Here is an 11,637-nt window from a genome sequence, read left to right on the forward strand (position 1 = left end):
GAAGTGTCTAACTCTGCTCGGAGTGTCGGCGGAGTCGGTCGACCAATCCCTGGGTGTACGCGTCGAGATTCGGTACTGCGTCGGGACAGGCGACCATCGCGATCGTCACCACGTCGCCGAGGCCGAAGATTCCGTGATTGAGACACCGGCCGTCTTCGAGGAACGGAAAGCCTGCCGAGAAACGCGCGACGGCACCACACAGCTCGAGGTCCGCGCGGCCACGGTCGACACTGACGACGGTCGTCTGAGCACCGACGAACGACGGAGTGCGGTCGCTTTGTCGGAATCGGCGTCCCTGCACGAACCGGACGATCGGTGCAGGCACTCGCTCGTCCGCGCGCGCGACGCGGAGCAGCGGTGCAGCCGTCACTCTGGCTCGTTCGGCCGCGAGCGACCGAGTGATCAGCTCGGCTCGCTTCGCGATATCGGGTTCTCCGACGTGGAGGTCGACCGTTCCGACCACCGCTCGATTCGCTGCCGGCCACTCCACGTCGCCCGGTAGGGCCATCGGGACGAACGCCGCGACGGTGCCCCCGGTCGCGGACAGCGGCTCGTCGCCGTCGCCGAGATATTGGTCGAGGCACGAGCCGACGGCACACAGAGCGGACACCGTCACCGACGCGGCACCCGCGCGAACTTCCGTCTTCTGCATCGGCACTATGCGAACGACTCGATACGGCCCTACGGCCCGGTTCAGCGCCGTGGCCGGCACCGACGGCGGGCCGGGCTGCGACCCCCGGTAGGCGCGAACAGCTCGACGGGCCTCCCACCGTGATCGAACGAGATCGACCGGTGCTCGGACCACCGCGCCGAGAACGCTGACGACGGCGTTCTCTCGCCTGGGCTCGGTCTCCGGCGACAGAGCCGCACCTGTCGCGGACACTGGCTCGAACAGTGCGCGAACCATCCTCGATACGCCCAGCCCATCGGTCAGGGCGTGCCCGACCTGCAGTATCGCCACCGTGACGGCACCCTGCATCAGCGGAGCAGAACCGATTCCACGGACCACGTGCAGGTGCCAGGAGTGCTCTCGGAGATCGAGCCGAGTGCGGAGCAGGTCGCCCATCAAGATCTCGAAGTCGGCCCAGGGCGCACCGCCGAGATCGTGATCCGACATCCGTTCGGACAGCGGGGACGTATCGGGTACCCATCGCGGATAGTCCAGATTCAGCGGTGCCTCCCGGAGCCGCAGTCCCAGGCCGGGGACCAGCGGTGCGCGGGCCTCCACGTGCGCGACGATCTCGTCGAACGAGGGCGCGGGGCGTCCGACCGAGTCGAACGCCGTCAGTGAGAACTGGTCTCGAGAATCACCGCGGTCACGCGCGAAGTGATAGATGGCGTCCTTGATATCGAGCCGATCCATGCGACGACTGTAGTTCCGGCACCGCGCCGGTGGAACCGAACGATAGGCTCACCAGTCATGAGCGAAAAGATCATCTGGGAGTACTTCACCGCGCCGGTCCTGATTCACGCCACCAAGCAGATTCTCGACAACTACGGCTCCGAGGGCTGGGAGCTCGTCACGATCATGGCGGGACCCAACGGCGGAGACACGTTGGTCGCGTACTTCAAGCGCCCGAAGGTCTGAGCGCGCGTGGCGAATTGGAGCGAACGACTGTCCGAGCTGGGCATCGAGCTGCCCGACGTCGTCCCGCCGCTGGCGGCGTACGTCCCGGCGGTGCAGGTGGGCTCGCTCGTCCACACCTCCGGCCAGTTGCCGATCGTGGACGGAAACCTGACGTCGGTGGGCAAGGTCGGCGGCGACGTCACCGCTGAGGACGCCACCGCAGCGGCGCGCCTCTGCGCCCTGAATGCGCTCGCCGCCGTGCACGCGCTCGTCGGCATCGATTCGGTGGCCCGAGTGATCAAGGCGGTCGGCTTCGTGGCCTCCGCTCCGGGATTCACCGGCCAGCCCGGGGTGATCAACGGGGCGTCGAACGTCATCGGTGAGATCTTCGGCGATGCGGGCAAGCATGCGCGCTCGGCCGTGGGTGTCGCCGAACTGCCACTCGGTGCTTCGGTGGAAGTGGAGCTCATCGTCGAACTGCGCTGACGCGCAGTGGTGTGGCTAGGTGCCCTCTGGGGCACTCAACCACGCCACTGGGGCGCAGCCGCACATGTCACTGGGGCGCAGCCGCACATGTCACTGGGGCGCAGCCGCACTGATCACCTTCTGCAGGTGTAGGCCTCGGTGTACCGAGCATTCGTGATCGACACCCTTGTCGACCGACTCGAGGAATTCGTCCAGCAGGACGGCGAAGCAGTCGGTCGACGAGGTCGATCGATCGGTGAGCGTGGCGATACCGTCGGTGCCGCTGAGCTCGATGCGCATCAGGGACGGCATGATCGGCGTCCGCAGCGACAGTTGCACGGTGCTCGTTGCACCGCCCTCGTGCTCGAGCACCACGGTCCAACTGTCCGACGCCACCTCGCGGTGCGAGTAGGCAACGCGGACAATGGTTCCCAGTGCGGCGTCGAGCAGATCGAACACGTGCGGGCCGATGTCGAGGATCGCCCCGTCGTCGTGTCGCCACTGCGAGTTCGCGTACGCCCCACCGAGGACGGCACCGGAGAACCAGGTTCCCGAGCCCGCTGCCCACGGTCGTCCGGCGACCTCGTCGAGGAATTGCCTTGTCTCCGGGGCGAACCGGAGCGTCAGCGTCACCATCGAGCGGACGCCTGCGGCCGTCACTGCCGCGGCCAGTTCTTCGGCCTCGGCCATTGTTGCGGCAATCGGCTTGTCCAGCAACACATGTTTGCCTGCCTGCACCGCGCGGAGGGCGTACCCGGCTTGCACGGCCGGTGGTACCGCGAACGCCACCGCATCGACGGCACCCAGCAGGTCGTCGAACGATTCGAAGACCGGTGCCCCCAGATCGGCTGCCGCTTCGGGTCTACGCGCCCATGCTCCGGCGAAGTCGATGGCGGGATGGGCGAGTAGCGAGGGGGCTTGAGTCTTACGGGCCCAGGGCCCAGCTCCGACGAGTCCGACCTTCATGAATATCGACGGTAGTCCTCCCGGACACCGCGTGGAGTAGGCGACCTACAGTACTTTCATGGCCGACTCGAACCCCCAGCATCCCGCGTACGGACTTCTCCGGCAGGTGACGCCCACCGCGTCGGTTCTGCTTGCCGACAACCCGGGCAAGATGACGCTCGACGGGACGAACACCTGGATTCTGCAGGCGCCGGGGTCGGACGAGTGCATCGTGGTCGATCCCGGGCCGAAGGACAAAGCCCATCTCGACGCCGTCGCCGCGTCGGGCACGGTGGTGCTGACGCTGGTGACCCATCGCCACGCCGATCACACTGCTGGGCTGAAGCGGTTTCACCGAAAGACGGCGGCTCCGGTGCGTGCGGTCGGGGAGAAGTTCCTGCACGGGGGCGGCGCAACGCTGGCCCACGGGGAGGTCATCGAGGCAGCCGGGCTGCGCATCGAGGTTCTGCACACGCCCGGTCACACCGCGGATTCGGTGAGTTTCGTGTTGGACGACGCGATCCTGACAGGAGATACCGTCCTCGGTCGCGGCACGACGGTGCTGGACCCGAAGGACGGTTCGCTCGCGGACTATCTGCAGTCGTTGGACCGGCTCGAAGCGGCCGGTGCGGGGAAGACGGTACTTCCCGGGCACGGGCCGGAGTTACCGGACACCGCCGAGGTGGCGCGAGCGTATCGCGCCCACCGTCGGCAGCGGCTGGATCAGGTTCGCTCGGCGCTCGCCGAGATCGGCGAGAACGCGAAACCGATGCAGGTGGTACGGCACGTCTATTCCGACGTGGACAAGAAGTTGTGGCCGGCTGCGCGGATGTCGGTCAAGACGCAGCTGGCCTACCTCCGCGAGAGCTAGCGAGCTGCTGTCTCGACGGAACTCGGCCTAGCGAGCTCGGCGTGCCAGACGCTCGGAGTCCGAGATCAGCACGGACTTGCCTTCGAGGCGCAGCCAGCCGCGGTGTGCGAAGTCGGCCAGTGCCTTGTTGACGGTCTCGCGCGAGGCACCGACGAGCTGAGCGATCTCTTCCTGTGTCAGGTCGTGGGTCACGCGCAGCGAGCCCGCTTCCTGGGTGCCGAAGCGCTGGGCCAGCTGGAGCAGCGCCTTCGCGACACGTCCGGGAACGTCGGTGAAGATGAGGTCGGCCAGGTTGTTGTTGGTGCGACGCAACCGGCGAGCCAGGACGCGCAGCAACTGCTCGGCGATCTCGGGGCGCTGATCGATCCAGTCCTTGAGCGCGGCGCGATCCATGCTGACCGCGCGCACCTCGGTGACCGTGGTGGCCGAGGACGTACGGGGGCCGGGGTCGAAGATCGACAACTCACCGAACATGTCCGACGGTCCCATGATCGTCAGCAGGTTCTCGCGGCCGTCGGGGGAGCGTCGCCCGAGCTTGATCTTGCCCGAAACGATGATGTAGAGCCGGTCTCCGGGCTCACCCTCGTTGAACACCACGTGCCCACGGGGGAAATCGACAGGCTGCAGCTGCTTCGTCAGTGCCGCAACCGCAGAGGGTTCGACTCCTTGGAAGATGCCGGCCCGTGCCAGGACGTCGTCCACTTGCGCTCCTTTTGGGATGTCGGTGTCGCGGAAACCCGCACCACCGAAAGCGTTTGTACTCAGTTCGTGCCATGCACCGAACTGCGGTGCAGTTCAGGCGTCGACGCCGATCCGATGATCAAACACAACAATTACCTCAGGGGAGTCTACTTCGAGTCGGTGAAAACCGAGTGATCGACGCCACCACAGGTTGCCAGAGGACTCGGGCGTGTGTTCCCGTTCACCCGAAATTCATCCAAATTACGACCAATGGGACGAAACGCGCGCTCAACTGGCTCGTTGGTCGGCCAGGCCGTCGCGCGTGTCGATGGTCCGCGGCGGGGTCTGGCGGCGTTTGCGGGTGTTAAACCGGGCCAATGCGTGCGGGAAGCCCTCGTTCGCCAGAGTGGCGACCTCGGACTTGCTCGCCTGATCGAGGAATTCCTGCACTTCTTGCTCCCGGACGCCGAGCTTGCTCAGACGAAACTCGACGCGTTCCATCGCGAGTGCGAAGAGCATGAGTAGTACCGGAAAGAGCACCACGGCGAGTCCTTGCATACCGGCCAGTTAACACCGAAAAGATCTCGATACAAACACGGTCCGCTGCTGCCGCGAGGAACGTTACGCATTCTTGTCCGTACAGTTGTGGAGTGGATTCGACAGCTCCGAAACGCCCCGACGTGCGCAAACGCGAGGAGACGCACCTCGGGCTCGTGCGTAGAGCTCGGCGAATGAACCGGACGCTGAACACTGCCTTCCCGCATGTGTACTGCGAACTCGACTTCACCACGCCGCTGGAACTGGCCGTCGCGACCATCCTGTCCGCGCAGTGCACCGACAAGCGCGTCAACATGGTCACCCCGGCACTGTTCGTGAGATACCGCACAGCCCGTGACTACGCCGAGGCCGACCGGACCGAACTCGAGGAGTTCATCCGCACCACCGGCTTCTATCGGAACAAGGCCAACTCGCTGATCGGACTCGGGCAGAAGTTGCTGGAGAACTTCGACGGCGAGGTGCCCGCGACGCTGAAGGACCTCGTCACGCTCCCCGGGATCGGCCGCAAGACGGCCAACGTGGTTCTCGGCAATGCCTTCGATGTTCCGGGAATCACCGTCGACACCCATTTCGGACGGCTCGTACGGCGCTGGCAGTGGACCGAGGAGCAGGACCCGGTCAAGGTCGAGCACGCCGTAGGCGCACTCATCGAGCGCAAGGAGTGGACGCTGCTCTCGCATCGAGTCATCTTTCACGGTCGACGCGTCTGCCACGCTCGTACACCCGCCTGTGGGGTGTGCATCCTCGCCAAGGACTGCCCCTCGTTCGGGACCGGTCCGACCGACCCCGCAACCGCAGCTGCGTTGGTGAAGGGCCCGGAAACCGATCACCTTCTCGCTCTCGCCGGAATCGTGCCGTGAACAAATCTGCCCTGCGGTGGTCACTCGTCGCTCTGATCCTGGTGGTCGGGATGGTCTACGCGCTGTGGCCCCGGAGCGACGCGCCGACCGCGCAGCCCATGGATTCGCCCGGCCTCGGGCAGCGAACGCCGAGCACGGACGAGCGTCGTGCAGTCGACACCCCCGAGGCGCTCGCACCACTGCGTCAGGACGCCGGTCTTGCCGCATGCCCCACGGCGTCGGGCAACGCCGCGGGCCCGTTGACGGGCATCACCCTCGAATGCATCGGCGACGGCTCGTACGTCGACCTCGGGCAGGCACTCGCGGGCCGCCCTGCTTTGCTCAACATCTGGGCGTACTGGTGTGGCCCGTGCGCCGAAGAGCTGCCCTATCTGCAGCAGTACGCCGACCGGGCAGGCGAGAAGATCGAGGTCCTGACCGTCCACAACGACGCCAACGAGGCCAACGGCCTGACTCGGCTGACCGATTACGGCGTCACCCTGCCCGGCGTTCAGGACGGAGGCGGCCGCGTCGTCGCCGCCGTCGGAGCACCCAACGTGCTGCCCGTTTCCGTTTTGATATCTGCGGATGGCACTGTCGCCAAGGTGCTGCCACAACCTTTCCGTAGCGTCGACGAGATCGCCGACGCCGTACGCGTGAACCTCGGAGTCGACTCGTGAGCGCACCCGACTGGCTCGGACGCATGCTCGACGTGGCAGGCAGGGCCGGCGGACTGACCGACACCACCGGCATCAACCCAGTGCTGCAGCGTCAGGCACCGCCGTCCGACCGACCGCGGTCCGCCGCTGTGCTGGTGCTGTTCGGCGGCCCCGCCTCCGCAGATCCCACCTCGCCCGGTGGATTGCCCGCCGACGCCGACGTCCTGCTGACTCAGCGCGCGTCGACGCTGCGAGATCACAGCGGGCAGATCGCCTTCCCCGGCGGAGCCACCGACCCGGGCGACGACGGCCCGGTCGGCACGGCACTGCGCGAGGCGCAGGAGGAAACCGGACTCGATCCGGCAGGCGTCGTGCCACTGGCGACGATGCCGGGCATCTACGTTCCGCCGTCGCGCTTCGATGTGGTTCCGGTGCTCTCGTACTGGGAGCGACCGACCCCGGTGCGCGTCGTCGATCCCGGGGAGACCGAGCGAGTGGTGCGAGTTCCATTGCGCGAGTTGCTCGATCCGGACAATCGATTTCAGGTGCGCCACCCTGCGGGCTACCAGGGCCCGGCGTTCGCCGTGCAGGGAATGCTGGTGTGGGGATTCACGGGCGGTATCCTGGCGGGTCTGCTGGCTGTATCGGGCTGGGAGCCCGAGTGGGACACGGGGGACATACGCGATCTGGAGGCCAGCTTGACTGCGGTAGGAGCGAGGCTCGATCGGTGACGGGTTCAGGGTGGGTCGATATCGCGGTGATCGCCATCGCACTGCTGGCGGCGTCGTCGGGATGGCGGCAGGGGGCGGTGGCGTCGGCGCTGGCGTTTCTGGGGGTCGTCCTCGGTGCCGTTGCCGGCATTCTGGTGGCACCGCACGTGCTCGAGCACGTCGACGGTGCGCGGACGCGGGTGTTCGTCGGTATCGCACTGATCGTGGTGTTGGTGATCGTCGGTGAAGTCGCCGGAATGGTCCTCGGGCGGGCCTTGCGCAGCGGAATACATTCGCGCGCTGCGAGATCCGTCGACAGCACGGTCGGAGCCGGGTTGCAGGCGGTGGCGGTGCTCGCCGCTGCGTGGCTGCTGGCCATTCCGCTGACGTCGTCCTCGCAGCCCGAGGTGGCCAGTGCGGTGCGCGGGTCGTCGGTGCTCGGTCAGGTCGATCAGGTGGCACCCGACTGGCTGCGGCAGGTACCCGAGGAATTCTCGGCGTTGCTCGACACCTCCGGACTGCCGGACGTCATCGGACCGTTCGGTCGCACCCCGGTCGCCGAAGTCGCCGCGCCCGACTCCGGTATCGCCGCGGGACCTGTTCCGGTGGAACTGCAATCGAGTGTCATCAAGATCAACGGCATCGCACCGAGCTGTCAGAAGGCTCTCGAAGGCTCCGGTTTCGTCGTCGGATCCGATCTGGTGATGACCAACGCGCACGTCGTCGCCGGCACCTCCGAGGTGACCGTCGATTCGCCCAACGGACCGCTCGACGCAGACGTCGTGCTGTTCGACCCCGAGGAAGACGTTGCCGTGCTTCGTGTTCCACAGCTGCAGGCACCGGTGCTGACCTTCGCCCCGACGCCTGCCGAATCCGGTACCGACGCGATCGTGCTCGGTTACCCCGGCGGCGGTCCGTACACGGCGAGCCCGGCGCGAATCCGCGAGATCATCAACCTCAGCGGACCGGACATCTACCGCACCGGAACCATCCAGCGTGAGGTCTACACCGTCCGCGGATCGGTGCGGCAGGGCAATTCCGGTGGACCCCTGGTCAACTCGTCCGGAGAAGTACTCGGAGTCGTGTTCGGCGCCGCCGTCGACGACCCCGACACCGGATTCGTGCTGACCGCGTCGGAGATCGCGGACGAACTTGCGCAGAGTTTCGCTGCCCCGGTGCCGGTCGGCACGGGCGACTGCGTCGTCTAGCTCTCGCGCGCTACGCGCAGGATTTCCTCGGACACCACGTCGGGTGCTTCCTGGTGGACGTAATGTCCCACGTCACGCACTGTTCGACGCGTCAGTCCCGGTGCCCAGTGCCGATCGCGATCGAGGGTGGTGGGCAGCACGTACGGGTCGAGGTCGCCGCTGATCTGCGCGACGGGAATCGAGGTACGTACGTCCACGGCGGCCATGAAGCGGCGTCCCTCGGCGCGGAACTGGCTACGGAACGCCCAGCGCTGATATTCGAGCGCGCAATGCGCAGCACCCGGAATCCGGATGGCCGAGCTCATCTTGGCTGCGGTGTCGGCGTAGTCCTCGGTGTTCTTCCACGCGGACCCGGCGCGGCTGCTCATCAACTCGCCCACCGCAGCTCCGCCTCGGCGCGTCAGCAGCCTCTCCGGGCGCAGCGGAACCTGGTAGCGAACGAAATGCGGTAGCAACGCAGCACGTTGCGCCGAATCCTTCAACACCGCTCGCCGCAGCGAGATGGGGTGCGGTGCGTTGATCAGCACCATCGAGCTCACCAAGCGGGGGTGCAACGCCGCACTGGCCCAGCAGACGAGACCGCCGTCGGCGTGACCGACGAAGGTGGCGTGCGGGTATCCCAGAGCGCGAACCAGTCCGACGATGTCGCCGGCCAGTGTCCACCCGTCGTATCCGCGTGGGGGCTTGTCGGAGTCACCGTAACCGCGCAGGTCGACGGCGATTGCCCGGACGCCGGACCGAGCGAGTGCGGCAAGTTGGTGTCGCCACGAATACCAGAAGTCGGCGAAGCCGTGCAGCAGGACCACCAGCGGTGCGTCCGGTGCATGTTCGCCGACCTCGACGACGTGGAACCGGATTCCGTTGGCGTGGATGTCGCGATGGATCCACTGTCCCGGATACCGGACCGTGGACGGATCGGGCTGATTCATACTGCTCGATTCGCCCGGGCTACTACTTCTTGTAGCCGGGAACCCCGGGAATGGAATCGTGCTGGTTCGGCAGCACCGTCGACGCCTGCTTGAGCGAGTCGATGGTCTTCTCGGGCTTGCGCAGTTTCTTGACCCTGCGGTAGCCGAGGAATCCGAACAGCGCCGCAGCCAACACCATGAACGCGAACACGATGAGGAATGCGGCCCAACGGTAGAGCCACACGTCGAGCAGCTCGGCCGCGAAGAAGAAGAAGAAAAAGGTGCTGAACAGCAGAACCGTCAGAGCGATGATGAAGAAGACGCTGCCCTGCAGCCCCTTCTTGACCTCACCGGTGACCTCGGCCTTGGCGAGGGCAACTTCGGCGCGCACGAGCGTCGAGACCTGGGTGGAGGCGTCCTTGACGAGGTTTCCGATGCTGGCGCTACCAGGGGTGCGGGCATCGACATCGGTCAGAGGTATCGATGAAATCGTGTTCGGGACGCCGTTTCCGTATCCCTTGTCATTGCTGACGCTCAACTCTCGACCCCTTGTAATCGCTCTGCTCGGTGTTGTGCGGAAGATCGTATCGACAGTAGTGCCTGGGTAGCAGATTAACTGTTCCGCGAAGGGCGAGCGACGCTCGGCCCTCGTTTGGACGCGTACCTCGGTACCGCTTCCCGCAAACTCGCCGATCTTGGCCGATCGGGCACCGGACACGCCCGGGTCGTGAAATTCTCAGGTGTTCATCAGGTAATTTGCAGGGAACTTCCCCCTTTCAGGAGCATTCGTGAGTTCAACACACGCCGTCGCCGACGGCGCAATTCCCGCACCTCAGGTGCCGCGGTCACGCATCGTGATCGCGTCGATGGTCGGCACGTCCATCGAATTCTTCGACTTCTACATCTACGCGACCGCCGCAGTGCTCGTCTTCCCGCGTCTGTTCTTCCCGGCGGGCAACGACACCACGGCGCTGCTGGCGTCGTTCGCGACCTTCGGTCTGGCGTTCGTGGCGCGACCCATCGGGTCGATTCTGTTCGGCCACTTCGGTGATCGCATCGGGCGCAAGGCGACCCTCGTCGGCTCCCTGCTCACGATGGGCGTCGCGACGTTCGCGATCGGCCTGTTGCCGACGTACGCCGCGGTGGGTCTGTGGGCACCGGCCCTGCTGGCGATCATGCGCTTCACCCAGGGTGTCGGTCTCGGTGGTGAGTGGAGCGGTGCAGCATTGCTGGCGACCGAAACCGCGAAGCCGGGCAAGCGAGCCTGGGCCGCGATGTACCCGCAGCTGGGCGCGCCCATCGGCTTCTTCTTCGCCAACGGCATCTTCCTGCTCATCGTCATCGCGACGGGCTACGATTCTGCTAACTCCGGCACCGACCATGCGTTCCTCACGTGGGGCTGGCGAATCCCGTTCCTGCTCAGCGCGATCATGGTCATCATCGGTCTGTACGTCCGGCTCAAGCTCGAGGAGACGCCGGTGTTCAAGCTGGCCGTCGAGCGCGGGCAGAAGGTCAAGACTCCGCTGGCTCAGGTGTTCAAGACCAGCTGGCGTCAGCTGATCATCGGTACCTTCGTCATGCTCGCCACCTACACGCTCTTCTACATCATGACCACGTGGGTGGTCAGCTACGGAACGGGCAAGGTCTCCGACGTCAACGGGCCCAAGCTGGCCATTCCCTACACCGACTTCCTGGAACTGCAGCTCATCGCCGTGCTGTTCTTCGCGGCTCTGATTCCGGTCGCCGGACTGCTCGCCGACAAGTACGGCCGCCGTCCCACGCTCATCGTCATCACCACGGCGATCGTGCTGTTCGGCCTGTCGTTCCACTGGTTCGCAGATCCGGCGTCCGCGTCGGCAGGCAAGATGCTGGTGTTCATGTGCGTCGGTCTCGGCCTGATGGGTCTGACCTTCGGACCGATGAGTGCCGTTCTGCCCGAACTGTTTCCGACCAACGTGCGCTACACGGGCTCGGGAATCTCGTACAACACCGCGTCGATCCTCGGGGCCGCAGTCGCCCCGTTCATCGCCACCTGGCTGGTGAGCAGCTACGGCGTCGGCTGGGTGGGCGTCTACCTCGCCATCGCCGCAGCGTTGACGCTGATCTCGTTGATCATCATGAAAGAAACACGGGATCAGTCGCTCGACAGCGTGTGAGCGGCTGCGCCGCACGTGAGCGGAAACTCGTAGCAGGGGTCGGGCGGATTCGAGCGGTGGTCGCAACGGG

The 11,637-nt window shown here is 65.9% G+C and carries 14 protein-coding genes; 8 read left to right on the forward strand and 6 right to left on the reverse strand.

What is annotated here, in order from left to right; translation table 11 throughout:
- Positions 1–7: 7 nt before the first annotated feature.
- On the reverse strand, positions 8–1,363 hold the full coding sequence (locus QM590_RS22985) for a wax ester/triacylglycerol synthase domain-containing protein (protein WP_269596526.1): 1,356 nt from the start codon (positions 1,361–1,363) through the stop codon (positions 8–10).
- A gap of 57 nt (positions 1,364–1,420) precedes the next feature.
- On the opposite strand from QM590_RS22985, the gene sp36 reads away from it, so the two are divergent.
- Together sp36 and QM590_RS22995 are read left to right on the forward strand one after the other, a co-directional pair.
- Positions 1,421–1,588 (forward strand): Sp36 family protein, encoded by a 168-nt coding sequence (gene sp36, locus QM590_RS22990; RefSeq protein ID WP_094638696.1) that lies wholly within the window; start codon positions 1,421–1,423, stop codon positions 1,586–1,588.
- Between the two features lie 6 nt (positions 1,589–1,594).
- Positions 1,595–2,053, forward strand: coding sequence for a RidA family protein (locus QM590_RS22995; protein ID WP_068054093.1), 459 nt, complete (start codon positions 1,595–1,597; stop codon positions 2,051–2,053).
- 90 nt (positions 2,054–2,143) lie between these two features.
- On the opposite strand, the gene QM590_RS23000 is transcribed toward QM590_RS22995, so the two are convergent.
- Positions 2,144–2,998 carry a Gfo/Idh/MocA family protein gene (locus QM590_RS23000; RefSeq protein ID WP_269596527.1) on the reverse strand — a complete coding sequence of 285 codons (855 nt, stop codon included), beginning with the start codon at positions 2,996–2,998 and terminating at the stop codon, positions 2,144–2,146.
- Between the two features lie 58 nt (positions 2,999–3,056).
- Between QM590_RS23000 and QM590_RS23005 the strand changes: the two genes are divergently transcribed.
- Entirely contained in the window at positions 3,057–3,848 is a 792-nt protein-coding gene (locus QM590_RS23005) for an MBL fold metallo-hydrolase (protein WP_149407299.1), read from the forward strand.
- Between the two features lie 27 nt (positions 3,849–3,875).
- Here the strand turns inward: QM590_RS23005 and QM590_RS23010 are convergent, their stop codons facing one another.
- Together QM590_RS23010 and QM590_RS23015 are read right to left on the reverse strand one after the other, a co-directional pair.
- Positions 3,876–4,550, reverse strand: a complete 675-nt coding sequence (locus QM590_RS23010; protein ID WP_027494494.1) for a Crp/Fnr family transcriptional regulator — start codon at positions 4,548–4,550, stop codon at positions 3,876–3,878.
- A gap of 267 nt (positions 4,551–4,817) precedes the next feature.
- Positions 4,818–5,087: a hypothetical protein gene (locus QM590_RS23015; RefSeq protein WP_068054099.1), complete on the reverse strand. Its 270-nt coding sequence runs from the start codon at positions 5,085–5,087 to the stop codon at positions 4,818–4,820.
- A gap of 173 nt (positions 5,088–5,260) precedes the next feature.
- Here QM590_RS23015 and nth point away from each other — a divergent pair, with 173 nt between their 5' ends.
- From nth to marP, 4 genes are read left to right on the forward strand one after another with little or no spacing between them, the layout of a single operon-like run.
- Complete coding sequence (nth, locus tag QM590_RS23020) at positions 5,261–5,947, forward strand: endonuclease III (RefSeq protein ID WP_269596533.1); 687 nt, start codon at positions 5,261–5,263, stop codon at positions 5,945–5,947.
- A gap of 50 nt (positions 5,948–5,997) precedes the next feature.
- On the forward strand, positions 5,998–6,606 hold the full coding sequence (locus tag QM590_RS23025; RefSeq protein WP_269596534.1) for a TlpA family protein disulfide reductase: 609 nt from the start codon (positions 5,998–6,000) through the stop codon (positions 6,604–6,606).
- A 23-nt stretch (positions 6,607–6,629) separates the two neighbouring features.
- Complete coding sequence (locus QM590_RS23030) at positions 6,630–7,316, forward strand: NUDIX hydrolase (RefSeq protein ID WP_094670605.1); 687 nt, start codon at positions 6,630–6,632, stop codon at positions 7,314–7,316.
- The gene (gene marP, locus QM590_RS23035; RefSeq protein ID WP_269596528.1) at positions 7,313–8,503 is read left to right on the forward strand and encodes an acid resistance serine protease MarP; all 1,191 of its coding nucleotides are present in this window, start codon (positions 7,313–7,315) and stop codon (positions 8,501–8,503) included. Before QM590_RS23030 ends, marP begins: the two co-directional genes overlap by 4 nt.
- Here the strand turns inward: marP and QM590_RS23040 are convergent.
- Complete coding sequence (locus QM590_RS23040; RefSeq protein WP_269596529.1) at positions 8,500–9,432, reverse strand: alpha/beta fold hydrolase; 933 nt, start codon at positions 9,430–9,432, stop codon at positions 8,500–8,502. The two genes, marP and QM590_RS23040, sit on opposite strands and share 4 nt — an antisense overlap.
- A gap of 22 nt (positions 9,433–9,454) precedes the next feature.
- Entirely contained in the window at positions 9,455–9,949 is a 495-nt protein-coding gene (locus QM590_RS23045) for a phage holin family protein (protein ID WP_269596530.1), read from the reverse strand.
- A 250-nt stretch (positions 9,950–10,199) separates the two neighbouring features.
- On the opposite strand from QM590_RS23045, the gene QM590_RS23050 reads away from it, so the two are divergent.
- Complete coding sequence (locus tag QM590_RS23050; RefSeq protein ID WP_188078774.1) at positions 10,200–11,567, forward strand: MFS transporter; 1,368 nt, start codon at positions 10,200–10,202, stop codon at positions 11,565–11,567.
- Positions 11,568–11,637 lie beyond the last annotated feature (70 nt).

This window comes from Rhodococcus sp. IEGM 1372 (genome assembly GCF_030056835.1).
GTDB lineage: Bacteria > Actinomycetota > Actinomycetes > Mycobacteriales > Mycobacteriaceae > Rhodococcoides.